This is a genomic window from Vibrio marisflavi CECT 7928, assembly GCF_921294215.1.
GTDB lineage: Bacteria > Pseudomonadota > Gammaproteobacteria > Enterobacterales > Vibrionaceae > Vibrio > Vibrio marisflavi.
The window spans coordinates 2,219,392-2,243,880 of record NZ_CAKLDM010000002.1; the positions used below are offsets into that span (position 1 = coordinate 2,219,392).

Sequence of the window (24,489 nt, forward strand, 5' to 3'; positions counted from 1 at the left end):
TCAGTTTATGCAAACTAAGCTTTGTCTGCTTACTGCTCTTCGCGCTTGAATACCAACTCTTTGCTTGAGGAGGAAGCTTGATCAAAATAATAACCTGCACTGTTAAAGGCTGTTAGCTTATCTACGCTGTCCACTTTATTTTCAATGATATATCGAGCCATCATACCGCGCGCCTTCTTGGCATAGAAGCTGATCACTTTATATTGACCATTCTTACAATCCTTAAAGACAGGCGTAATAATTTGTCCTTCCACATCTTTCGCTTTTACCGCTTTAAAGTACTCGTTGGAAGCTAAATTGATAAGGCATGGGTTTTCTTGTTCTCGCAGCACATCATTGATTTGGTCGGTGATAATATTGCCCCAGAACTGATACAAGTTCGCTCCACGAGCATTTGCCAGCTTAGTTCCCATTTCCAAGCGGTACGGCTGCATAAGATCTAGTGGGCGCAGCAAACCATATAGGCCAGACAGCAAGCGTAAATGCTGTTGTGCATACTCAAAATCTCGCTCGCTGAGCGTCTCCGCATCCAAGCCAGTATAGACATCACCTTTAAACGCCAAAATTGCTTGCCTTGCGTTATCTTGCGTGAATGTTTCTTCCCATTGCTCAAAGCGCGCAACATTAAGGCTCGCGATTTTATCGCTGACTTTCATCAAGCTAGCGATGTCTGCTGGAGTAAGCTTACGGCACTCTTTGATAAGCTCTTTAGAGTGCTCGACTAGCGTAGGCTGTGTATATTGATTGGTTGCAAGTGGAGACTCGTAATCCAACGTCTTAGCTGGAGACAATACGATGAGCATGACTGACTTCCCGTGTAGTTAACTTTTTATCAAGGATATAAAAAAAACCATGCAAAGTCTGCATGGCTTTTTGTGTATTGCTTATTCAGATTGACTAAGTCAATAAGCGCTTACGAGTTCGTTTTCAATCTCGATGTTGCAAGAGAGGTATCTTCATCTTGCACAGCTTCTACATTGTCCCAAATACCATCTTCTAGCTGAGATTGTAATTCTGGGTACTCTTTCGAATCAAAAGTCGGTAACTTACCTGCTTCCAACTGGCGGTTATAATCTTTAGCTAGCTTAACAACAACACCTGATAGCAGAAGAATCGCTACTAAGTTGACAATCGCCATCATTCCCATCGAAACGTCAGCTAAGCTCCAAACTGTTGGCAGAGTAGCTAAAGAGCCAAACATAACCATGCCTACAACAACCAATCTCAGCAAGAAAATCTTCTTCTTATCGTGCAACTTCAAGAAAATTAAGTTTGTTTCTGCGTACGAATAGTTAGCAATAATTGAAGTAAATGCGAAGAAGAAAATCGCGACAGCAATGAAGATCTCTCCCCACCCACCAACTTGAGCGCTAAGTGCCTGCTGAGTTAATTGAATACCTGTCACATCGCCGTGTGGTATGTACTTACCAGACATAAGGATGATCGCCGCGGTACATGTACAAATTACTAGAGTATCAACAAAGACACCAAGCATTTGCACGTAACCTTGAGATGCAGGATGCGGTGGGTATGGTGTTGCCGCAGCAGCAGCGTTTGGAGCAGAACCCATACCAGCTTCGTTTGAGAACAAACCTCGTTTAACACCATTGATAACTGCTTGAGATATTGCGTAACCAACACCGCCTGCAGCAGCTTCTTTAAAGCCAAATGCACTTTTGATGATCAGTGCAAATACGTCTGGCAGTTTTCCTAAGTTGGTAACAACGATAAATAGCGCCAATAGCAAGTAAGCTAGAGCCATGATAGGTACAATAAGCTCAGCAGTGCGTGCAATTTTACGTACACCACCAAAGATGATGAATGCAGTTAAAACAACAAGAGCAAAACCTACGTACATTGGGTTGAACCCAAATGCGCCACTCATTGCACCCGCAATTGAGTTAGCTTGCACTGCATTAAATACAAAACCAAATGCAATCATCAGGAATATTGAAAATAGTATTCCCATCCAACGCATGCCCAAGCCTTTTTCCATATAATAAGCTGGACCACCACGATAGTTACCGTAAACATCTTTTGTTTTGTAAAGCTGAGCTAGAGCACTTTCTGCAAATGCTGTGGACATACCCAGCATTGCAATTAGCCACATCCAGAAAATCGCACCTGGACCACCAGCGGTAAGAGCGATAGCTACACCCGCCATGTTTCCTGTCCCTACACGAGCGGCCAAGCTGGTACATAATGCCTGAAAGGAGGAAATACCAGAGTTATCTGCTTTTCGGCTATTTTTTAGCACACTAAACATGTGGCCAAAATGGCGAAACTGAAGGAAACTTAAGCGTACGGTGAAATACACGCCAACCCCTACAAGCAAATAAACCAGTACCGATCCCCACAGGAGATCATTCACCAAGTTGATTAAATCTGTCACTAAAGCCTCTCTAGGTTAAAACGCTTCCCGTACCGACCATGGCTGATGGGTTATATCGCTGGTCACACTTCCATATGAACGAAACCTACCAATCTCAAATTCGATCAGCATCAGCAATATAAGTTGAATGTATTTGACTTGACTGGCCTTCCTTGCCAGTAAAAACAACATAGCGTGTTCTATGATGGGCGAAGATCATGCAGGTTGGCTGGACAAAAATCAATAAGAAACCCAACACATAAAATCATAAAAAATACATATAACAGGAAACAACAAAAAAACATAAAATCACAAATAAGAAACAACAATGAAACATTAAATTTAATAACCTAACGCTGATGGGCAAAAAGGCAAAAAGAAGCACTAGCGTCAAACCCCTTGTTAAACCTACTAAATCACTAAAATTAATAGTTTAATTTACAACTAATAGTGAGCTTTGTTTGAAACCGAGAAACTCAAACATACATTTACATTAATGAGAATCATTATCATGAATATCTTAACAACTGGAATCTGACTTTATTCTTGAAGAAAACATTAAATGTTCAAAAAAACCTCAAAAATGAGAAGAATATTCTATTGCAACTCTTCAATTTTTAGTAAAAATGCCACCAAACAGTAACAAATGAGAAACAAATCAAAGTTATTCTCCAACAAAATATGGTATTAAGAAGACTCCGTTTAGGGGCAACTAGCAAAAAGAGGTAGCTTATGGATGGCTCACAATTTGACGACATGGTGGATATGGATCTCCCGAAGGCTCGCTCAACTCGCTCTAAACCAGCAAAGCGTAAGTGGCGTGAAATAGAAGCAATAAAGGATAAGCAAAAGCTGCAACGGGAACTAATGGAGATGGATATCGGCTTAGATATCGATGATATAGAGGTTTAACAAATAAAAGGCACTCGGTTGAGTGCCTTTTATTCTTTCGCTAGAAATACTCGTTATCGTTTTGTCGTACTCGGTCTGCGAGTTGGCGATACTTGTCTGCTATATTAGAGCCAAATACTGGGTCATCTTCAGATACATCCCAAAGTTTTTCTACTTCGACCCAATCCTGCTCATCAAAGGTGTTCTCTATTGCAGGAAGAATAGACTGCTCTTCGAAATCTAGGTGATGTTTTTGGCAATTTAAGAAATCCTCTAGCTGCTCAATAAACATCTCTTGTGGAACGACAGCATCGTTAAGAATCATTTCAACTAGCAGCATAAAGTCATGTGTTTTTTTCGCTAACACTTCATGCTCTTTCACCAAGTTTTCAAGCTCTACACTACCGTACTTCGCAATGTAATGATTATAAAGAATATCTTCTTTAGGGTGGTGAACCTTCTCAGAATGATTCGCCAAGTAATCGACGACTTCTTTAATAAGGCTATAATTTATCGACTTCTCTTGTCGAAGTAGTGAAAGCTTTCTTCTGAGAATAGCAAGCAGGCGAACCATGTAGCCGTGCTCTCTTCTTATTCTTTCGATCATCATTTCGACCCCCTGACTGAATCACTTATACTCACTTTAGTGTATATATTCGCAGCAGAGTTACATTGATTCTGTTCAAAAAAATATCAAACTACGAATTACACTTCTAACGGCAAGTGCCAATTGATAGGTTCTAGCCCTTTCTGTTCCAACAGAGTATTGGCTTGAGAAAAGTGCCGACTGCCTAAGAATCCTCGGTGAGCGGAAAGCGGTGAAGGGTGTGCGCAAGTCAAAACATGATGCTTTTCTCGGCAAATATATTGTCCTTTCTTTTTAGCGTGAGAACCCCAAAGCAAGAACACCACTCCAGATAAGTTTTGATTAATTGCCTCTATTACTCTATCGGTAAAAGTTTCCCAGCCAGTTTTTGAGTGGGAGTGAGCTTTACCCTGCTCAACAGTCAAAACCGTATTGAGTAGCAACACCCCTTGTTCAGCCCAGCTTTGTAAATAGCCATGAGAAGGGGTTTGAAATCCCGGAATGTCTTGGGAAAGTTCTTTGTACATATTTGCCAAAGAAGGAGGCGTCTTGATTCCAGGTAAAACTGAGAAACAAAGGCCATGTGCTTGATTTGGGCCGTGGTAAGGGTCCTGACCGAGGATGACAACTTTTACCTGCTCGAACGGCGTAGATCGAAAAGCGTTAAATACATCGGTAGATTTAGGATAAATGTTTTTACCTGATTGTCTCTCGGATTCAACGAATTCCATCGTTTGCTGAAAATACTGTTGCTGTTTTTCGTTACCGATAACATCATGCCAGGTTAAAGATTGACTCATAGGTGTGGCCCCTAAACACTTTAAACGAGTTATTTAGAGCGATTTTACAGGGCCAACCTGAATAAGCCTAACCATTTTTCTGTGGAATCCGATGATGTCCTTGGCCAGTAATATGCCTGTTCGGCACTGGGTACCTTGGCACTATTGAGCTATAACTTATTGTATTTGAAGAATAGATGTTATTCATATGGCTTCCTCCTCATATATAACCATGGAAAACATAGCCTTCATAGTTTGCTATGAAAAAAAGATGCCAAGATATATTCGGGAGTGCTTAACAGCCTGAATCTAGGTGAAATTCTCTAAGCCTTGCTATTTCATCAGGCCATATCTCAGGTTCTATTGTTTCTAAAATCAATGGGATAGCGTCAAATCGAGAGTCCTTAGCTATGTATTCAAAACAGCTCCAGCCAATCTCTCCTTTACCTAGAGATTGATGCCTATCAACACGGCTAGATAATGTTACTTTTGAGTCATTTAGATGCATTGCTCTCAAATAGTGCATCCCCACTGTTTTATCAAATTGAGAAAACGTGTCTTCACAAGCGGCTAAGCTAGAAAGGTCATAACCTGCAGCGAATGCGTGGCAAGTATCTAGGCAAACACCAACACGTTCTTTGTTTTCAACTTGTTCAATAATTTCAGCTAGATGTTCAAACTGACAACCCAAGTTAGTTCCTTGCCCTGCAGTATTTTCTATCACTGCGACGACATCTGGCACAGACTGGTGGGCAAGATTAATAGATTCGGCGATGGTCGATAAACACTCCTGTTCAGAGCATTTCTTTAAATGACTCCCAGGATGAAAATTTAAGAGCTTTAAGCCCAACGCTCTACACCGTTCCATCTCATCTACAAAAGCAGCTCTGGATTTGTTGAGCTTCTCTTCTTCCGGTGAGCCTAGGTTAATTAAGTAAGAGTCATGGGGAAGAATCTGATCAGGACCATATCCTAACTTTTCACAGTTAGACTTAAATGTATCTATATTTGCTTTAGTTAATGGTTTTGCGTTCCACTGCCTTTGGTTTTTGGTAAATAATGCAAAGGCATTGGCTTCTATTTCATAAGCTCGAACAGGAGCGTGTTCTACACCACCAGCTGCAGATACGTGCGCACCTATATACTTCTGACCAAACTTTGTTTGCATTGCTTCTTCACCATGATTAAAGCCAACTTTTTGAGGCGACATAGTACGGTTTTCAATTACGGAAATACAGCACCGCTCATTCTGCTCATCAATTGAACTACTCCTTATCGTATTCGCGCCATGCATACACAAGAACAACAAATGTACTTGTTGATTTAAATCAACAACTTGATAAATAAATGCACTTATAAGTTATGCCTGATTGATTTACATCAACAATTCATTATCCATTCCATTTTATATATAGACCGTTCAACTGTTTTTGAAAATTAACATCAAAATTAACATCAAAATTAACATCAAAATAACCACACTAAAGTGGACTAGGAGACAGTCATGATTCACGGTATTCAAATTACAAAGTCAGACAACAACAACCTGCTCAACTCAATCTGGCTAATCGACGACGAGAAACAAGAAGCTCGTTGTGTCGCGGCAAACTCAGGCTTTGAAGCAGACCAAGTAGTGCAAGTTTCTGATCTAGGTAGCTATGAGAGTCGCGAAGTGGCAATCGAAACAGCGCCAAAAGTTGAAGGTGGCCAGCACCTAAATGTCAACGTACTAAAACGTGAAACACTAGAAGACGCTGTAGAGCATCCTGAAAAATACCCTCAGCTAACTATTCGCGTTTCAGGCTACGCTGTACGCTTTAACTCTTTGACTCCAGAGCAACAACGCGATGTTATCGCTCGTACTTTCACAGAGTCCCTTTAATCAATAAAGAAAGATCCTCAACTGAGCGGCGCCAAAATGGCGCCGTTTTTTTATCTGAAAGTAGCGTCTTACCGTACCTCGCCATTTAGTAAATCTTTTTGTTTACTTATCTAGACAATCGATCTAGTTTATAAACTTATTGCTTTATTTATATATTCAAGGGAAGAACGATGAAGAAAATATCTATCGTCTATTTCTCTGCAAACGGTTCTACTCGGGCTATTGCAGACAATGTTCGTAGAGGTGCTATTGAAAGTGATGTTGAATGCCTAGTTGAAATCGCTCCAGAAGACATTACTCACGGCAGATACGTAAACAGTGCAAACCTTGAGAGGCTGACGAACAGTGATGCTATTGTCTTTGGCAGTCCTACCTACATGGGCTCTCCGGCAGGACAGTTTAAATCCTTTATGGACGCGACAAGTGACTGCTACGTAACCCGTTCTTGGAGAAATAAAATAGCGGCAGGCTTCACGGTTGGTGGTAGCCTCAATGGAGAGCAGCAGCAAACACTACTTTCGTTTTTTACATTAGCCTGCCAACATTGCATGCTATGGGCTGGCCTAGATGTTTCAGAGCACACTCGGGATTTGGGACTTAATCGAACGGGCTCAAGCATTGGTTTAGTTGCGAGTGTTGACGCTACTACTGGACAAATACACGAAAACGATCGCCAAACTGCCTATTACTTTGGTCAGCGGATCGCACAATTATTACTGGATTGATATATCCAAGTACTCGGTTCTTCGATAAAGTAGTCGAGACCTAACCATTCCCATTTTTCATTATTGGTGGTTCACGATGCTACTTGAAGGAATCGAAACGTTACTAGTTCTCAGCAAAGAGCAAACCATGAGCAAGACTGGTAGCCAGCTGTATATTAGCCAGTCAGCGGTCAGCAAACGCATATCTAACTTAGAAAAAAAGTTAGGCAAAAAGCTGATAGAACCTCATGGGCGAAGAATAAAGTTAACCAGTGATGCGATTGCATTGATAGAAAATATTGGGCCAACTTTCAGCGAGTTGAGAGGAAAAATATTTGACCAGCAAGAACTGGAAGACTCGACTGCCATAACACTAGACTGCTCGGAAACACTGGTCGCAGGTTATCTCTCTAAAGTGATGAAAAGTTACTTTGATTCGGATAAGCATATCAAGATCACGACCAATCATACGCCACGAATCATCGAGCATGTTCAATCTGGCAGAGCAACTGTCGGCTTTTGTGGTGGTTACTTACCATCTCACCACGGACTAATGACCTTCCATCTCGGAAACGAGCCCTATTTTGTGGTCAGCAGCAAACCATTACACAAGCTACCATCTCAGCTCATTACCAATGACCTCAACAATCCAGCAAACACTTACCAGTGCTCTATCCTTTCTTCGCTAAACATCGACCCTGTAATGGAAATGGATTCATACACCGCCGCAGCACAACTTGGACTAGGAGGCGTGGCTCCTGCACTGGTTCCATTTTCCATTGTTAGCGCACTGAATATAGATAGACACTACCTCTATGAGTTTCATGAACTCGACCCACTTATTCGACCCATTCATATTTGTTTGCGCGCTAACTCTTACCAATCCGAGCGAGTTAAAAGATTGATTGCCACCATTGAGGGTGCTGTTCCCAAAGAAGTTTTCCAGCAATCAACATAGACATAACGATAACCATGGGCCTTATCCACTTACTGCCTTTTGTTACCACCATTTTGGCACCTACTCGAGCACCTAAAAAGTTGCCCAGCGCCATTGTCAGCCCCACTTTCCAGATTGGCAAACCTGCAAGAATAAAAAACAGTAGCGCTGCCAAATTAGAAGTAAAGTTAAGCACTTTGGTTCTCGCTGTTGCATCAACAATCGACATGTTGGCCAAAGCAACAAAACAAACGGTAAAAATTGACCCTGTTCCTGGCCCAAAAAAACCATCATAAAACCCTACGCCACCGCCTACAAAAAATGCTAGCACTGCGTCTGAATACTTGGGCTTACCTTCGTGAACATGAGTTTTTGGCGCAAATAGAAAATAGAGAGAGATCGCAATAAGTAACCCGGGAATAAGACTGGTCAGTACATCAACATCGATAACCTGGACCAGCTCAGCTCCTACCGCTGCCCCTATAAAAGTCCAGAAGATATAAACTTTTATTTCACTTAACTTAATGATGCCATTTCGCACAAAATACCAACTCGCTGAAAAACTACCAAATGTACCTTGCAGTTTATTTGTCGCAAGGGCCTGAGTCGGTGGAACACCAGCTGCCAAAAGTGCCGGTACGGTAAGCATTCCACCTCCACCAGCCATTGCATCAATAAAGCCAGCAACACAAGCTACCAAAAACAAGATCCCCAAGATCTCTAAAGAAATTTCCATTTTTACGCCTATAAGTGAGAACTGCCGTCAAGGTAGCATTGATTTTGATCGTATAAAATTGAATCTCGAGATTTCTATCTATTCCAAATATTCATGATTATCTCACAGGCACAAAAAAGCCCGCTTTTCAGCGGGCTAGATTCGGTTGAGAGTTTAGTTATTTCGCTAGACTCTCTTTCACTTTAGCGTGTAGCTCTTGTACTGATGTCACTGTATTACGGTCATCAGCGGTGTGAGACATACAACATGCGAATGCAGCATTCAGCGTAGTCGTGTAGTTAACCTTCTCTGCTAACGCGCCGCGACGCAATACTTTTGAGTCTTCAATGGCTTGACGACCAGCAGCAGTGTTAACAATGTAGGTGTACTCATTGTTCTTGATTCGGTCAAGAATGTGAGGACGACCTTCATGTACCTTGTTGACAAGGCGAGGGTTAATACCTGCTTCACCAAGGATAACTGCTGTGCCGTGTGTTGCATCTAGTTGGTAGCCTAACTTAGTTAGCTTCGACGCTAGGTCAACAACACGCTCTTTGTCGCCTTCACGAACAGACAGTAATGCACGACCACCTTCAGGGTACTCTTTGCCACAGCCAAGTTCTGCTTTAGCGAATGCTTCAGCAAAGGTTGCACCCACACCCATAACTTCACCTGTCGAGCGCATCTCAGGGCCTAACAGTGGGTCAACGCCTGGGAACTTGTTGAATGGCAATACAACTTCTTTTACTGAGTAGTATGGTGGAATGATCTCTTTGGTAAAACCTTGAGATTCCAAAGATTGACCAGCCATGACACGTGCTGCAATCTTCGCTAGTGGAGCGCCAGTGGCCTTTGAAACAAATGGTACTGTACGAGCGGCACGAGGGTTAACTTCGATTAGGTAAACTTCGTTGTCTTTCACTGCAAACTGAGTGTTCATCAAGCCACGAACACCTAGCTCGAACGCAAGCTTTTCAACTTGCGCACGCATCACATCTTGGATTTCTTGGCTTAACGTGTATGCAGGAAGAGAACATGCTGAGTCACCAGAGTGAACACCTGCTTGCTCGATATGCTCCATGATGCCACCGATAACCACACGTTCGCCATCGCAGATAGCATCCACATCAACTTCAACTGCATCATCTAGGAAGCGATCAAGAAGAACCGGAGACTCGTTTGATACGCTAACTGCTTCGTTAAAGTAGCGACGTAGGTCTTGCTCATCGTAAACGATCTCCATCGCACGGCCACCCAATACATAAGATGGGCGAACAACTAGCGGGAAACCAATCTCTTTCGACTTCTCAACTGCTTGCTCAATTGCCGTTACTGTCGCGTTTTCTGGCTGTTTAAGGCCTAAACGCTCAACCGCAGCTTGGAAACGCTCACGGTCTTCTGCACGGTCAATCGCATCAGGGCTAGTACCAATAATTGGCACACCCGCTGATTCTAGTGCACGAGCAAGTTTAAGTGGTGTTTGGCCACCGTATTGAACGATAACGCCTTTAGGCTTTTCAACACGAACAATAGCTAGTACGTCTTCAAGTGTTACAGGCTCAAAGTACAGACGATCTGATGTGTCGTAGTCAGTTGATACTGTCTCTGGGTTACAGTTAACCATGATAGTTTCGTAACCGTCTTCACGTAGTGCTAGAGAAGCGTGTACACAGCAGTAGTCAAATTCAATACCTTGGCCGATACGGTTTGGACCACCGCCAAGAACCATGATTTTGTCTTTGTCAGTTGGGTTCGCTTCACACTCTTCATCGTAAGATGAGTACATGTAAGCAGTATCAGAAGAGAACTCAGCCGCACAAGTATCAACGCGTTTGTATACTGGATGGATGTTGTATTGGTCGCGTAGACGACGAATTTCGCTCTCAGAAACACCTAGTAGTTCAGACAGGCGAGCATCAGAGAAACCTTTACGTTTCATACGACGCAATACATCTTCTGAAAGCCCAGCAAAACCGCCTGCTTTCACTTGTTCTTCGATCTTCACGATCTCTTCGATCTGAACGAGGAACCAGCGATCAATTTGTGTTAGGTTGAATACACCATCAACAGACAAGCCTGCACGGAATGCATCAGCAATGTACCAGATACGCTCAGCGCCCGCTTCTTTTAGCTCATGACGAATTTTTGATAGAGCGTCAGGGGCATCTAAATCAACCATCTCGTCAAAGCCGTTCGCTCCAACTTCAAGGCCGCGTAGTGCTTTTTGTAGAGATTCCTGTTGGTTACGACCAATTGCCATCACCTCACCAACCGACTTCATTTGAGTCGTTAGACGGTCATTTGCACCAGCAAATTTCTCGAAGTTAAAACGAGGAATCTTAGTAACAACGTAGTCGATGGTTGGTTCGAATGATGCAGGTGTTGCGCCACCTGTGATGTCGTTCATCAGCTCATCAAGCGTGAAGCCAACAGCAAGTTTTGCTGCTACTTTCGCGATTGGGAAACCTGTTGCTTTCGAAGCAAGAGCAGAAGAGCGAGATACACGAGGGTTCATTTCGATGATAACCATACGGCCATCTTTCGGGTTGATACCAAACTGAACGTTTGAACCACCAGTCTCAACACCAATCTCACGTAGAACCGCTAGAGAAGCGTTACGCATCAATTGATATTCTTTGTCAGTTAGAGTCTGAGCAGGAGCCACTGTGATCGAGTCGCCAGTGTGAATACCCATTGGATCGAAGTTCTCGATTGCACATACGATAATACAGTTATCCGCTTTGTCGCGAACCACTTCCATTTCGTACTCTTTCCAACCGATAAGAGATTCATCGATAAGCAGCTCATTGGTTGGAGAAAGATCCAAACCACGGCGACAAATTTCTTCAAACTCTTCTTTGTTATAAGCGATACCACCACCAGTACCACCCATAGTGAAAGAAGGACGGATAATACATGGGAAACCGACCATATCGAGAACTTTATAAGCTTCTTCCATGGTTTTCGCGGTATCTGCACGCGGACACTCTAAGCCGATTGACTTCATTGCCGCGTCAAAACGAGAGCGATCTTCTGCTTTATCGATGGCATCGGCTGTTGCACCGATCATCTCAACACCGAACTCAGCTAAAACGCCTTGACGCTCAAGCTCCAGTGCACAGTTAAGAGCAGTTTGTCCACCCATAGTTGGAAGAACAGCATCTGGACGCTCTTTTTCGATGATCTTGCGGACAACTTCCCAGTGGATAGGCTCAATATATGTTGCATCGGCCATCTCAGGATCAGTCATGATCGTGGCTGGGTTCGAGTTTACTAGAATTACTCGGTAACCTTCTTCACGCAGTGCTTTACATGCTTGAGCACCAGAGTAGTCAAACTCACAAGCCTGACCAATAACGATCGGGCCAGCACCAAGAATAAGAATACTTTTAATATCAGTACGTTTTGGCATTTTCTACTACTCCAACATTAAGCGCTGTGTTGTTTAATAAGATCGATAAAGTGGTCAAACAGTGGCGCAGCGTCATGCGGACCTGGGCTTGCTTCTGGGTGACCTTGGAAACTAAATGCTGGCTTATCGGTACGATGGATACCTTGTAAAGAACCATCAAATAGTGACACGTGAGTAGCACGCAAATTGTCTGGAAGCGATTGCTCATCAGCAGCAAAACCGTGGTTTTGCGAAGTGATCATCACGACGTTACGATCAAGATCTTTCACCGGGTGGTTCGCCCCATGGTGACCAAATTTCATTTTCACCGTTTGCGCGCCAGACGCTAGTGCAAGAATTTGGTGACCTAAACAAATACCAAACACTGGTAGTCCTTTGTCTAGGAAAACTTTTGTCGCTTCAATAGCGTAGTCACAAGGCTCTGGATCGCCAGGACCATTTGATAGGAATACGCCATCTGGATTCATTGCTAATACTTCTTCTGCTGAAGTTTGTGCAGGTACTACTGTTAGACGACAACCTCTATCAACTAACATACGTAAGATATTACGTTTTGCACCAAAGTCGTAAGCAACCACATGGTAAGGCAGCTCATTGTCCTCTTGAACTTGAGGCAGACCACCTTCAAGCGTCCAAGAACCTTGTTTCCACTGGTACGCCTCTTTCGTTGTAACTTCTTTCGCTAAGTCCATGCCTTTTAGGCCAGGGAACTCTTTCGCTTTTGCGAGCGCCAACACTTCATCAAGGTTGTTGCCTGCCATTACGCATCCATTTTGTGCACCTTTCTTACGTAAAATGCGCGTCAATTTGCGCGTATCAATATCTGCGATGCCTACAATGTTTTGAGACTTGAGGTATTCAGAAAGAGATTGTTCGTTACGGAAGTTAGAAGCGATTAGAGGAAGGTCGCGAATGATAAGGCCTTGGGCGTGAATTGAAGAAGATTCTTCGTCTTCGGAATTGGTTCCGGTATTGCCTATATGAGGGTAAGTTAGTGTGACGATTTGCTGAGAATAGGAAGGATCGGTGAGGATTTCTTGGTACCCCGTCATCGAGGTATTAAAAACAACTTCTCCAACTGATGAACCATCTGCTCCAATGGAAACACCGCGGAATACAGTCCCATCTTCAAGGACTAACAGTGCTGGTTTACTCAAGATAACCTCCAGAATAAAAGTGCGAAAGTAATTGTATCGTTCTGCCTAAAAGTCGCTCTAAAAAAGTTTATTTTTAGGGGATTTCAGACAAATTGGCGGTATTCTAAAGATGCTAGATATACCTGTCAATAAACTGAATAGAATAAATTGCAAATTTACATATGTTTGGATAATTCATACGTCAAATAGCCAAAATTGCAACTTTACTCAATAAAAAGTGCTCAAACCGAAAAAAAACCGTACATATTTTATGCTTACTAAAGAAGTTAGGCCTATTTGACAAAAACTTCTCAACGAAAACGTTGCCCCTGTTAGCAATACCTTCATTTATAAGCAACTTATCCCACTTATAACCAATAAGCAGAAATATACCAATAAGCTATGTAACTACATGTATTTAAATACAATAAAAACTAGAACAAAAAAAATGCACCATCATTTGGTGCACTTTTTCATTAAATCATAGCTCATTTAGTCCGAGAACATCGGTCATGGTATAAAACCCAGGATTTCTATCATTTAGCCATACAGCAGCCTTTACGGCACCATTAGCGAAGGTCATCCTATCTGTCGCTTTATGCGTGATTTCAACTCGCTCACCAATGTCTGCGAACATTGCGGTATGCTCACCGACAATATCTCCAGCACGGATGGTAGCAAAGCCAATTTCATCTTTCGTACGCTCACCAGTAATTCCTTCACGAGCATATACAGCAACATCACTTAGCTTGTTACCCATCGCATCAGCGATTGCCTCTCCCATTCCGATAGCTGTACCAGATGGCGCATCAACTTTATGACGGTGGTGAGCTTCAACGACTTCAATATCACAGTAGTCTCCCATCACTTTTGCCGCTTTCTCAAGCAGTTTGAAAACTAGGTTAACGCCTACACTGTAGTTTGGCGCCATGATGACAGGGATCTGTTCAGCAGCTTCATCAATAAGCTGTTTTTCTTGCTCACTAAAACCGGTTGTTCCAATAACAATTTTCTTATCGTGAGCTTTGCAAAGCTCAATGTTAGCAAGTGTGCTGACTGGTGCAGTAAAATCGACAAGCACATCGAAGTCTTCTATGGCTTGGTTTAAATCTTCAACCAATGTGATATCAAGCTTACCTTCATTGCAAAGCTCACCAATATCAACTCCGACTAACGATGAACCCGGCCTCTCTGAGCCTGCGCCCATTTGGGCATTTTGATTGAGTAGAGTGGCTTTAACCAAGTTGCGTCCCATTCTACCTGCTGCGCCTGCAATCGCTATTCTAACCACACTAAACTCTCCAATATCATTTTTTGTTCGGCCTAAGTTATCAGTAATCCGCACGACTTACTAGCATGAGTACTCTTGAATAACTCTTTGCAGTACGGGAATGTTCGCTTCGGGAAATTGGTAGTTCAATAAATCTTTCAGTCCGACCCAGCAGCCAAGCTGCCCTTCTTTTCCATAAGGCTTTTCATTGAACTCAGTGACAGTAAAGAAATCAAACTGCAAGCTCTTCTCAGGATAGTCATGAGTGAGATACTCAAAATGCGCACACTCGGTAACTACAATACCAATTTCTTCATGTAGTTCTCTACTTAAAGCCTGTTCTCGTGTCTCGCCCTGTTCAATTTTCCCGCCAGGAAATTCCCACAGACCACCTTTGTGCTTTTTGTCCGGCCTTTTGGTAATGAATACTTCTGACTTGTCGGTATTAAATATAATCGCAGCGACGATATGAACTCTTTTCACAATATCTATATCTCTGACTTTACTTGAACAACACCTACACTATCTGAAATAAACTGAGTATAGGGCTAAAAAAAGAGCCGCCTTAGCGACTCTTAGTATATTTGATTAGGCTATCTTGCCATGGCACTGTTTGTATTTCTTACCACTGCCACACGGACAAGGCTCATTTCGTCCAACTTTACGCTCTTCACGAACCATCGGCTGTTGCTGAGCAGGCTCAGCTGATTCACCTTCATCAAACTGGCTATGAGCTTGATTGTGCTGAGCTTGTGCTAGTTTAGCTGCTGCTTCAGCTGCCGCACGACGCTGAGCTTCCATACGCTCAACTTCTTCTTGCTGTTGAACACGTACTTTTGACAACACGCTGATAACATCAAACTTCAGAGCATCCAGCAAGCCTTCAAACAGTTCAAATGATTCACGCTTGTACTCTTGCTTAGGATCTTTTTGAGCATAACCACGTAAATGGATACCTTGACGCAAGTGATCCATTGCAGCTAGGTGCTCTTTCCACAATGTATCAAGAGTTTGTAGCATCACAGATTTCTCGAAGTTTCTTAGTACTTCAGGACCAACCGCTTCTTCTTTCTCACGGTAGATAGCTACAGACTCGGCAACTATTTTTTCACGTAGCGCTTCTTCGTATAGCTTGTCATCTTCTTCCAGCCATTGCTTGATAGGTAGATGTAAGTCGAAGTCATTTTTCAAACGCTCTTCTAGCCCTGGAATATCCCACATATCTTCGAGTGACTGAGGTGCAATATATTCGTCAATGATGGTGTTAAGAACATCATCACGGTTTTGCGTCATCATTTCACTGATATCATCAGAACCCATTAGCTCATCACGAAGCTCGTATACCGCACGACGTTGATCGTTAGCAACATCATCGTATTCAAGTAGCTGTTTACGTATATCGAAGTTACGACCTTCAACTTTACGTTGCGCTTTTTCGATTGAGCGTGACAGCATTTTACTCTCAATCGCTTCACCTTCTTCCATACCACTTTGAATCAAGCTTGCCATGCGATCTGAAGTAAAGATACGAAGCAAACTATCTTCCATAGACAGGTAGAAACGTGAAGAACCTGCATCACCTTGACGACCCGCACGACCACGAAGCTGGTTATCGATACGACGAGATTCATGACGCTCTGTACCAATAATATGTAAGCCACCCGCGTCAAGAACTTTATCATGGACTTTCTTCCACTCCGCTTTAATTTCAGCGATTTGTTCTTCAGTTGGATTCTCGATCAGATCAACTTTGGTTTGCCAGCTACCACCTAACATAATATCGGTACCACGGCCTGCCATATTGGTTGCAATGGTAACCGCTCCTGGAGCGCCCGCTTCTGCAACAATTTCAGCTTCTTTCTCGTGGAATTTAGCATTAAGCACGTTGTGCTTAATCTTGGCACTTTTCAGCGCATTGGACAGCAGCTCAGATTTTTCAATCGAAACAGTACCAACAAGAGAAGGCTGGCCTTTCTCAACGCGACCTTTGATATCTTCAATAATTGCGTTGAATTTTTCAGCTTCAGTACGGTATACAACATCTGGCATGTCATCACGAACCATCGGACGGTTAGTTGGAATAACTACCGTTTCAAGGTCGTAAATTGATTTAAACTCGAATGCTTCAGTATCTGCCGTACCTGTCATTCCTGACAGCTTTTCATACAAACGGAAGTAGTTTTGGAAAGTGATTGAAGCAAGCGTCTGGTTTTCGTTTTGAATCTTAACGCCTTCTTTCGCTTCTACCGCTTGGTGAAGACCTTCAGACCAGCGACGCCCCGGCATAGTTCGGCCAGTGTGCTCATCCACGATGACAATCTCACCTTTCTCATCAACAATATAATCAACGTTGACTTCAAAAAGAACATGAGCACGTAGTGCTGCATTGACGTGATGTAATAGGCTAATGTTTGCAGGGGAATACAGAGTATCTCCTTCATCCATCAGACCATTTTTAATGAGAAGCTCTTCTACGTATTCTTGACCTGTTTCCGTCAAGTGCACTTGCTTTTGTTTTTCATCAACTGTGTAGTGTTTGTCACCACGGTACTCTTCATCATCTTCCTTATCTTGTTTCTCAAGGTAAGGAATGAGTTTATTGATACGAGTATATAAATCAGAGCTATCCTCAGCAGGGCCAGAGATAATTAGCGGCGTACGAGCTTCATCAATTAGAATCGAGTCAACTTCATCGACTACAGCAAAGAAACGCTCGCGCTGAACGCGGTCTTCATTTCTAAACGCCATGTTGTCACGAAGGTAGTCAAAGCCAAATTCGTTGTTCGTACCATATAGAATATCGGCCTTGTATGCTTCTTTTTTCTCTTCTGGAATCATATTTGGCACGTTAATACCAACTGTCATTCCAAGGAATTCAAATAGTGGACGGTTTGTTTCCGCATCACGAGCTGCAAGATAGTCGTTGACTGTTACAACGTGTACGCCTTTGCTTGGCAGAGCATTTAGGTAAGCCGGTAAGGTCGCGGTTAATGTTTTACCTTCACCAGTACGCATCTCTGCGATTTGTCCAGCATTAAGAACCATACCACCGATAAGCTGCACATCGAAATGGCGCATGCCAAATACACGTTTAGAGGCTTCACGTACCGTTGCGAAAGCTTCTGGAAGTAGTTGGTCTAGTGTTTCACCTTTTTCTAAACGTTGGCGAAACTCCACTGTCTTAGCTTTTAATTCATCATCGCTAAGTGCCTCAAATGAAGGCTCATAATTATTTATTTCTTTAACAATTTTCTTAAGGCGGCGTAGTGTTCTTTCGTTACGGCTGCCAACTAACATTGTCAGTAGCTTAGATATCATTTGCTGCGAATCTCTCTTTTCTTCGACATTTTTCCGTCCACTTGCGTGCCTACAGTCTCTAACTATTTTTAACTAACGATACTGAGATACATCATGTATCTGGTACATTGAGGTGATGACGCTGAATTTCAAGCCGAAATCAAAAATTAAAGGCCTTAGTGTAAGGAATTTTGTGGCCAACAACCATTAGCAATCTAATTTGTTTGAGATTCTTTTTACTTTTTTAAGAAAAAGCTTCTAAACGTGGCCTTGGAAGCATGGGTTTGGGCGTCACAAACATAATATCGAGGTATAAGATAAAAACTCAGTATAAGTTGTAGAGACAGCAATGAGAGATCATTAAGATCAACGCTTGCATGAATTCGATCTTAAATCGATCTATGGCAGATCATTGCCGGGAGTTACTTTTAAGCTCTAGAGAAAGTGAAATAGCAGTTGGAACTAATATCCAAGTTCGCGAATCGAAAATCAAGTGAAGGAAACTAGACACAAAAAAACCAGACATTCGTCTGGTTTTCAAATTCATTGGCACTGAAAGCTAAGCAACAACCACGCTTGGGTCAGCGAATGCTACTGGAGAGCCCGCTTCTTCTTCATAAGTAGCCCACTCCCAAGCTTCTTGATCCGCTAATACCGCTCGAAGAAGTTTGTTGTTTAAACCGTGGCCAGATTTGAATGCTTTAAACTCGCCCACAATTGCGTGACCACACATATACAAGTCACCAATTGCATCAAGTACTTTGTGAGTTACAAACTCGTTGTCGAACCTTAAACCTTCTTCGTTCAAAATACGATATTCGTCAAGAACGATTGCACAATCAAAGCTACCGCCTAAACACAAGCGTTGTGATTGAAGGTATTCAATATCCTGCATGAAACCAAAAGTACGAGCACGAGAGATCTCTTTTACAAATCCTTGCGACGAGAAGTCGAATAAAAGATGTTGCTGATCTGCATCGATAGCTGGGTGGTTGAACTCAATTTCAAAGTCCATACGGAAACCATTGTACGGACGAAGTTCAGCCCACTTATCATCTTCTTCAAAACGAACTGGCTTTTTAATACGAATGTAGCGCTTAGGAGTATTGAGTGTTTCAATTCCTGCTTGCTGGATTAGGTACACGAAAGGGTTCGCGCTACCATCCATAATTGGAATCTCAGGGGCATCAACTTCAACGATGATATTGTCGATACCCATACCAGCAAGTGCTGCATTTAAATGCTCAACGGTTGAAATACGAACGCCTTCGTCATTGACAAGAGCTGTACAAAGCATTGTGTCGCGAACTGATTCTGGATCTGCTGGAAAATCAACAGGTTGCTCTAAATCTGTTCGGCGATAAACGATACCCGTATTTGCTGCCGCTGGGCGTAGGGTCAAAGTGACTTTACGACCAGAGTGCAAGCCTACGCCTGTTGTCTTGACAATCTCTTTTAAGGTACGTTGTCTGATCATTTACTTGCCTCAATCCCAAGTGCTTTAAATCACGGCCAAATCCGTTATCGACCGCGCATCCTACCATAATTTTGAACAGTGTCAAATTATGTTTAATATTTAATCAGCCTGGCGACGTAAAAATGCTGGAATATCTAGGTATCCACTCTCTTTTTCTGTCTTAGGGGCCGTATTCTGACTGCTTGATGTCGAAGACGTCGCTGTCGTTGACGGCTGTGGAGTCACCTGATTATTTCCCTGCAAAGGTTGTGCCGGCTTTTCTTCCACTTTTACCGAAGATTGCGGGGTAATAACTTGTTGCTGGGGTTGAGCTGGTTTGCTCTTGCCACCGGCAACTAGCGTAATATCTGGTTTTCTTTCGTTTCCGATACCTGTAGCAACTACGGTTACACGGATTTCCTCAGACATGTCTGGATCCAATGATGTACCGATTACTACCGTTGCGTTATCAGAAGCAAATGCTTTTACAGTATTGCCCACAGTCTCAAATTCATCAAGACGCATATCCAAACCAGCAGTAATATTGACAAGAACACCGCGCGCACCAGCAAGATCAATATCTTCTAGAAGTGGGCTAGAGATAGCAGTTTCAGCTGCTTCTTCCGCTCTGTCTTCGCCTTTGGAAATACCGCTTCCCATCATAGCGTGACCCATTTCAGACATAACAGTTCTTACATCGGCAAAGTCGACGTTAATCATACCTGGGCGAGTAATCAATTCTGCAATACCTTGTACGGCATTTTTAAGAACGTCATTAGCACTAGCAAATGCTTCTAATAACGTTACCCCTCGGCCTAGTACTTTTAACAACTTCTCATTTGGAATCGTAATCAACGAGTCCACATGCTTCGATAACTCTTCAATACCTTGCTCGGCAAAAGCTAAGCGTTTTTTTCCTTCAAAGCTAAACGGCTTAGTTACCACAGCCACCGTTAGGACGCCTAGTTCTTTTGCTACTTCTGCAATGACAGGAGCAGCACCAGTTCCAGTTCCCCCACCCATACCGGCTGCTATAAATACCATATCGGCACCAGTGAGAACTTCTTTAATTCTATCTTTGTCTTCTAATGCAGCGTCGCGTCCTACTTGTGGGTTTGCTCCGGCACCAAGGCCTTTAGTGATATCACCACCAATTTGAATGACACTATTAACGCTAGTTTTACGAAGCGCTTGCGCATCCGTATTAACACTAATGAATTCTACGCCTTCGATAGATTCACGCACCATGTGTTCAACAGCGTTACCACCGCCGCCACCTACTCCAACGACTTTAATTACAGCATCGTCAGACATTTCCATCATCGGTTCAAACATGTGTTATCTCCGTTTTTCCTGCTTATCAGGTTAAAACTCTTTTTGTATCCAATTACGCACGCGGCCAAACAGACTCGATACAGCTTGCCTCTTTGGCTCTCTGTATTCTGAGTCGTCAATAACTTGACCATCTTTTGCATAATGAAGTAAACCAACAGCCGTAGAATGATACGGCTCTTTTACATAATCTGTGAGACCACTAACCTCTAGCGGTTTTCCCACTCGTACTTGATTGCGAAATACCCGTTCCGCGCATTCGATCAAACCTTCGATCTGAGCAGCGCCGCCTGTAAGCACTACACCAGCCGCTAAATGATGCTTGATACCTTCTTCTCTCAATTTCTCTTGGACAGTATCAATCGTTTGATTGACTAACCCCATTAATTCAGTGTAGCGAGGTTCAATCACTTCTGACAGGGTTTGTCGCTGTAAACTGCGCGAAGGACGCCCGCCAACGCTAGGAACGTTAACTGCGTCATCTTTACTGACCAATTCACTGAGAGCACATCCGTATTTAACTTTGATTTCCTCTGCATCGCTGACAGGTGTTCCGAAGGCAAAAGCAATGTCACTTGTTACTGCGTTTCCGGCATAAGAGAATACTTCAGTGTGACGGAGAGCTCCTCCTGTCCAGATAGAAACATCCATTGTTCCTGCACCGATATCAACCACGCAAACGCCAAGCTCTCTTTCGTCTTCAGTAATAACCGCATTGCTAGCCGCCAGACCCGAGTAGACTATCTGCTCTACCTTTAGACCGCAACGCTCCACTGCCTTGATAATATTCCTTGCCATATCATTATGGCAAGAAATGAGATGTACGCTAACTTCCATACGTACACCGGACAAACCAAGCGGATTCTTTATCCCTTCTTGGTAGTCAATAGTAAATTCCTGAGGAATAACATGTAATATTCGCTGCTCGTCACCGATTTTTATTGATTTTGCGGTGTGTATCGCGCGATCCATATCCTCTTGGGACACCTCTTCATCAGAGATTGTTCCCATCCCTTTCTCAATTCGACTAGCGATGTGTCGACCAGAAAGGGAAATAAAGACGCTACTGATTTGGCATTCTGCCATGAGCTCAGCTTGATCAATAGCTCTTTGCACAGATTTAACAACTGATTCTAGGTCGTTAACTCCGCCTTTATCCATGCCTCTAGATGGGCTGGTTCCTGCACCTATTATGTTAATTTGACCATCTGGTAAAAGTTCACCTACCAAAGCTGATACGGTTGCAGTCCCGATATCTAGACCAACAATTAAGTTGTCGTCAGAGGATTTTGTCATTTTAACTCTCTTGCTTTGATTCTTCGTCTGAAAGCCATCCCACAGCGGCTCCCGTATCATATCTAAGATCGACGTAACTGACTTTGTCTGCTTTAGTTCCTAATTGCTTATACAAAGAGATGAATCGAGCAATTCGTTCATGCAGAGCATCTTTCCCCAGCTCTAACCTAACGCCATTGCCAAGGATAATCTGCCAAGCTCCACGCTCATTGAGAACCACTGAGCTAATATTTAGCCCGAGCTGGTGAAATTCTGGATTAATTTGCTCCCATAACTCCAGGACTTGCTCATTGGTGCCTTTCGGCCCATAGAGTTTTACTCGACTTCCCTGCAACTGGCCTATATCTCCGTTAAATATTTGCCCTTGCTTGTTCAGAAGCTCATTGCCATTCCAAATCGCTTCTGCATGATACTCAGTTAAAAAAACATTAATAGTATCAGGCCATTGCTTACGAATTGAAGCATGAGCCACCCAAGGTATCGTTAGCATTGCCTGCTGCAATGAATCCACGTCTTGAGACATGAATGTACCCAAATGCCCCAATTTAGCTAGAGAATGCTGAACATCTTCTGTAGTTACGTGGTGCAGATCTCCCTGAATGACCATCTTTGACAGTGGTAAACGTTGTTCGTCCCACATCCAAGACACCGTTGTGTACAAGAAAAAACCGATTAACAGTAACACCACTAACAAAAAGCTAATGCCGGCAGCGTGCTCTCTTAAAAATGGATATTTTGATACTTTCGGGCTTTTATCTGAAGCACTCTCATCCAAAATCCGTTATCCCTGCACTCACTAATAAAATTTCTTTCTCTTATAAAAACCGTTTCGAAAGACAATTTACCGTAACTTTCGAATTATACTGAGGAAGTCAAAGTTATCAAACAATGAAAACGTCAAAATTACACGTTAAATTCACTATTTAGTTAGATAGATCACAGCATCAATCCGGCTTATATGCGCTCTGCATCTTACTGATATTCAGCTCAAGAGATTCAAGAAGCCTTGCTACTTTGCCAACATCACCCGCACCTTGAGTTAATACTAAATCACCATCTTGTAAAACATTAGCCAAAATTGATGGTAACGTCTTGCTATCAGGAACAAAAATCGGATCTAGCTTACCTCTTCCACGAATAGTACGGCACAACGCTCTACCATCTGCACCAGAAATTGGCTTTTCACCTGCCGCATAGACATCCAACATAATAAGTACGTCTACTTGATCAAGTACATTCGCAAAATCATCGTAGAGATCCCTAGTACGACTATAACGATGAGGTTGAAAAACCATAACTAAACGTTTGTCTTTCCAACCATTTCTCGCGGCTTTGATAGTCACATCAACTTCTGTAGGATGATGTCCATAATCATCAACAAGCATGGCCTTGCCATTGCCTGTATCAAATTCACCCAGGTGTTCAAAGCGCCTACCAGTACCTTGGGTGTTTTCCATTGCTTTTAAGATGGCTTCATCGGCAATATCATCTTCAGTAGCAACCGCAATCGCTGCTGCTGCATTCAAGGCATTGTGACGCCCTGGAATATTTAAAGTAATGGATAAGCTCTCTTTACCTTTACGTACAACAGTAAACTTACCTTGTTGGCGTTCTTGGCGGTAATTTTCAATCCTGACATCAGCATCATCAGAAAAACCATATGTGATGACTTGACGACTTACTTGAGGGATGAGCTCGCGGACAACAGGATCATCAACACACAAAATTGCCTGCCCATAAAAAGGAAGGTTGTGTAAGAAATCGATGAACGTTTGCTTCAGAGTCTCAAAATCTCCACCGTAGGTATCCATGTGGTCAGCTTCAATATTGGTTACAATACTAACCATAGGCTGAAGGTGTAAAAACGACGCGTCACTTTCATCAGCTTCTGCGATCAGGATTCTGCTAGACCCCAAACGCGCGTTCGTTCCTGCGCTTTTTACTAAACCACCATTAACAAACGTAGGATCTAGGTTCGCTTCTGAGTAAATCTGAGTCACTAACGCCGTTGTAGTCGTCTTTCCATGCGTACCAGCAACAGCAATGCCGTGTCTAAATCTCATTAGCTCCGCTAGCATTTCTGCACGTCGAACAACAGGAATACGCAGCTCACGCGCGGCGACAATTTCCGGGTTTTCTTCATTGATTGCAGTGGAAACCACCACCACACTCGCTTGTTCTATATTGGATTTTTGATGCCCGATATAAACATTGGCACCTTTACTCTCTAAACGCTCAGTGACCATATTGTGAGCAATGTCTGAACCCGTTATTTTATAGCCTTCATTTAGCAAGACTTCGGCAATACCACTCATTCCCGCACCACCAATGCCAATAAAGTGGATGCATTCCACTCTGCGCATCTCAGGAACAACTGCTCGAATTCGAGCTAAATTTTGCGTATGTTTAACAGTCATTTATCTAT

Annotated in this window: 20 protein-coding genes; 4 read left to right on the top strand and 16 right to left on the bottom strand. The window is 42.9% G+C overall.

Features of this window, described 5'->3' with window-relative positions; genetic code table 11:
* Positions 1 to 29: 29 nt before the first annotated feature.
* Together yaaA and L7A31_RS16935 are read right to left on the bottom strand one after the other, a co-directional pair.
* Positions 30 to 803, bottom strand: a complete 774-nt coding sequence (yaaA, locus tag L7A31_RS16930; protein ID WP_237362945.1) for a peroxide stress protein YaaA — start codon at positions 801 to 803, stop codon at positions 30 to 32.
* 110 nt (positions 804 to 913) lie between these two features.
* Complete coding sequence (locus L7A31_RS16935; protein ID WP_237362946.1) at positions 914 to 2,392, bottom strand: alanine/glycine:cation symporter family protein; 1,479 nt, start codon at positions 2,390 to 2,392, stop codon at positions 914 to 916.
* A gap of 711 nt (positions 2,393 to 3,103) precedes the next feature.
* Here L7A31_RS16935 and L7A31_RS16940 point away from each other — a divergent pair.
* A complete protein-coding gene (locus L7A31_RS16940; RefSeq protein WP_237362947.1) occupies positions 3,104 to 3,283 on the top strand; it encodes a DUF3545 family protein in 180 nt (59 codons plus the stop codon).
* 40 nt (positions 3,284 to 3,323) lie between these two features.
* Here L7A31_RS16940 and L7A31_RS16945 read toward each other — a convergent pair whose 3' ends face one another.
* From L7A31_RS16945 to nfo, 3 genes are all read right to left on the bottom strand, one after another.
* Entirely contained in the window at positions 3,324 to 3,872 is a 549-nt protein-coding gene (locus tag L7A31_RS16945) for a hemerythrin domain-containing protein (protein WP_237362948.1), read from the bottom strand.
* Positions 3,873 to 3,967: 95 nt separating this feature from the next.
* Positions 3,968 to 4,648 (bottom strand): uracil-DNA glycosylase, encoded by a 681-nt coding sequence (ung, locus tag L7A31_RS16950; RefSeq protein WP_237362949.1) that lies wholly within the window; start codon positions 4,646 to 4,648, stop codon positions 3,968 to 3,970.
* A gap of 274 nt (positions 4,649 to 4,922) precedes the next feature.
* On the bottom strand, positions 4,923 to 5,837 hold the full coding sequence (gene nfo / locus L7A31_RS16955) for a deoxyribonuclease IV (RefSeq protein ID WP_237362950.1): 915 nt from the start codon (positions 5,835 to 5,837) through the stop codon (positions 4,923 to 4,925).
* Between the two features lie 294 nt (positions 5,838 to 6,131).
* On the opposite strand from nfo, the gene grcA reads away from it, so the two are divergent.
* From grcA to L7A31_RS16970, 3 genes are all read left to right on the top strand, one after another.
* Positions 6,132 to 6,509 carry an autonomous glycyl radical cofactor GrcA gene (grcA, locus tag L7A31_RS16960; RefSeq protein WP_237362951.1) on the top strand — a complete coding sequence of 126 codons (378 nt, stop codon included), beginning with the start codon at positions 6,132 to 6,134 and terminating at the stop codon, positions 6,507 to 6,509.
* Between the two features lie 170 nt (positions 6,510 to 6,679).
* Positions 6,680 to 7,234, top strand: a complete 555-nt coding sequence (locus L7A31_RS16965; RefSeq protein WP_237362952.1) for a flavodoxin family protein — start codon at positions 6,680 to 6,682, stop codon at positions 7,232 to 7,234.
* Positions 7,235 to 7,310: 76 nt separating this feature from the next.
* Complete coding sequence (locus tag L7A31_RS16970; protein WP_237362953.1) at positions 7,311 to 8,171, top strand: LysR family transcriptional regulator; 861 nt, start codon at positions 7,311 to 7,313, stop codon at positions 8,169 to 8,171.
* Here the strand turns inward: L7A31_RS16970 and L7A31_RS16975 are convergent.
* The 11 genes from L7A31_RS16975 to murC all read right to left on the bottom strand — a co-directional run bounded on the left by L7A31_RS16975 (position 8,107) and on the right by murC (position 24,481).
* The gene (locus L7A31_RS16975; protein ID WP_237362954.1) at positions 8,107 to 8,886 is read right to left on the bottom strand and encodes a TSUP family transporter; all 780 of its coding nucleotides are present in this window, start codon (positions 8,884 to 8,886) and stop codon (positions 8,107 to 8,109) included. The two genes, L7A31_RS16970 and L7A31_RS16975, sit on opposite strands and share 65 nt — an antisense overlap.
* Before the next feature lie 157 nt (positions 8,887 to 9,043).
* Entirely contained in the window at positions 9,044 to 12,277 is a 3,234-nt protein-coding gene (carB, locus tag L7A31_RS16980; protein WP_237362955.1) for a carbamoyl-phosphate synthase large subunit, read from the bottom strand.
* Positions 12,278 to 12,294: 17 nt separating this feature from the next.
* A complete protein-coding gene (carA, locus tag L7A31_RS16985; protein WP_237362956.1) occupies positions 12,295 to 13,434 on the bottom strand; it encodes a glutamine-hydrolyzing carbamoyl-phosphate synthase small subunit in 1,140 nt (379 codons plus the stop codon).
* A gap of 460 nt (positions 13,435 to 13,894) precedes the next feature.
* Complete coding sequence (dapB, locus tag L7A31_RS16990; protein ID WP_237362957.1) at positions 13,895 to 14,704, bottom strand: 4-hydroxy-tetrahydrodipicolinate reductase; 810 nt, start codon at positions 14,702 to 14,704, stop codon at positions 13,895 to 13,897.
* A gap of 60 nt (positions 14,705 to 14,764) precedes the next feature.
* The gene (gene mutT / locus L7A31_RS16995; RefSeq protein WP_237362958.1) at positions 14,765 to 15,166 is read right to left on the bottom strand and encodes an 8-oxo-dGTP diphosphatase MutT; all 402 of its coding nucleotides are present in this window, start codon (positions 15,164 to 15,166) and stop codon (positions 14,765 to 14,767) included.
* A gap of 105 nt (positions 15,167 to 15,271) precedes the next feature.
* Positions 15,272 to 18,001 (bottom strand): preprotein translocase subunit SecA, encoded by a 2,730-nt coding sequence (gene secA / locus L7A31_RS17000; protein ID WP_237362959.1) that lies wholly within the window; start codon positions 17,999 to 18,001, stop codon positions 15,272 to 15,274.
* A gap of 538 nt (positions 18,002 to 18,539) precedes the next feature.
* Positions 18,540 to 19,457 carry a UDP-3-O-acyl-N-acetylglucosamine deacetylase gene (gene lpxC / locus L7A31_RS17005; protein ID WP_237362960.1) on the bottom strand — a complete coding sequence of 306 codons (918 nt, stop codon included), beginning with the start codon at positions 19,455 to 19,457 and terminating at the stop codon, positions 18,540 to 18,542.
* A 99-nt stretch (positions 19,458 to 19,556) separates the two neighbouring features.
* Entirely contained in the window at positions 19,557 to 20,771 is a 1,215-nt protein-coding gene (ftsZ, locus tag L7A31_RS17010) for a cell division protein FtsZ (RefSeq protein ID WP_237362961.1), read from the bottom strand.
* Positions 20,772 to 20,801: 30 nt separating this feature from the next.
* Positions 20,802 to 22,064, bottom strand: coding sequence for a cell division protein FtsA (gene ftsA / locus L7A31_RS17015; protein WP_237362962.1), 1,263 nt, complete (start codon positions 22,062 to 22,064; stop codon positions 20,802 to 20,804).
* Position 22,065: 1 nt separating this feature from the next.
* Complete coding sequence (locus L7A31_RS17020) at positions 22,066 to 22,839, bottom strand: cell division protein FtsQ/DivIB (RefSeq protein WP_237362963.1); 774 nt, start codon at positions 22,837 to 22,839, stop codon at positions 22,066 to 22,068.
* A 169-nt stretch (positions 22,840 to 23,008) separates the two neighbouring features.
* Positions 23,009 to 24,481 carry a UDP-N-acetylmuramate--L-alanine ligase gene (murC, locus tag L7A31_RS17025; protein WP_237362964.1) on the bottom strand — a complete coding sequence of 491 codons (1,473 nt, stop codon included), beginning with the start codon at positions 24,479 to 24,481 and terminating at the stop codon, positions 23,009 to 23,011.
* Between the last annotated feature and the right edge of the window lie 8 nt (positions 24,482 to 24,489).

What these genes read in the sequence shown, in the direction of transcription:
- yaaA (WP_237362945.1), bottom strand. Translation starts at nt 803, where the DNA reads ATGCTCATCGTATTGTCTCCAGCTAAGACGTTGGATTACGAGTCTCCA.
- L7A31_RS16940 (WP_237362947.1), top strand. Translation starts at nt 3,104, where the DNA reads ATGGATGGCTCACAATTTGACGACATGGTGGATATGGATCTCCCGAAG.
- L7A31_RS16945 (WP_237362948.1), bottom strand. Translation starts at nt 3,872, where the DNA reads ATGATGATCGAAAGAATAAGAAGAGAGCACGGCTACATGGTTCGCCTG.
- ung (WP_237362949.1), bottom strand. Translation starts at nt 4,648, where the DNA reads ATGAGTCAATCTTTAACCTGGCATGATGTTATCGGTAACGAAAAACAG.
- nfo (WP_237362950.1), bottom strand. Translation starts at nt 5,837, where the DNA reads ATGTCGCCTCAAAAAGTTGGCTTTAATCATGGTGAAGAAGCAATGCAA.
- grcA (WP_237362951.1), top strand. Translation starts at nt 6,132, where the DNA reads ATGATTCACGGTATTCAAATTACAAAGTCAGACAACAACAACCTGCTC.
- L7A31_RS16965 (WP_237362952.1), top strand. Translation starts at nt 6,680, where the DNA reads ATGAAGAAAATATCTATCGTCTATTTCTCTGCAAACGGTTCTACTCGG.
- L7A31_RS16970 (WP_237362953.1), top strand. Translation starts at nt 7,311, where the DNA reads ATGCTACTTGAAGGAATCGAAACGTTACTAGTTCTCAGCAAAGAGCAA.
- L7A31_RS16975 (WP_237362954.1), bottom strand. Translation starts at nt 8,886, where the DNA reads ATGGAAATTTCTTTAGAGATCTTGGGGATCTTGTTTTTGGTAGCTTGT.
- carB (WP_237362955.1), bottom strand. Translation starts at nt 12,277, where the DNA reads ATGCCAAAACGTACTGATATTAAAAGTATTCTTATTCTTGGTGCTGGC.
- secA (WP_237362959.1), bottom strand. Translation starts at nt 18,001, where the DNA reads ATGATATCTAAGCTACTGACAATGTTAGTTGGCAGCCGTAACGAAAGA.
- lpxC (WP_237362960.1), bottom strand. Translation starts at nt 19,457, where the DNA reads ATGATCAGACAACGTACCTTAAAAGAGATTGTCAAGACAACAGGCGTA.
- ftsZ (WP_237362961.1), bottom strand. Translation starts at nt 20,771, where the DNA reads ATGTTTGAACCGATGATGGAAATGTCTGACGATGCTGTAATTAAAGTC.
- ftsA (WP_237362962.1), bottom strand. Translation starts at nt 22,064, where the DNA reads ATGACAAAATCCTCTGACGACAACTTAATTGTTGGTCTAGATATCGGG.
- murC (WP_237362964.1), bottom strand. Translation starts at nt 24,481, where the DNA reads ATGACTGTTAAACATACGCAAAATTTAGCTCGAATTCGAGCAGTTGTT.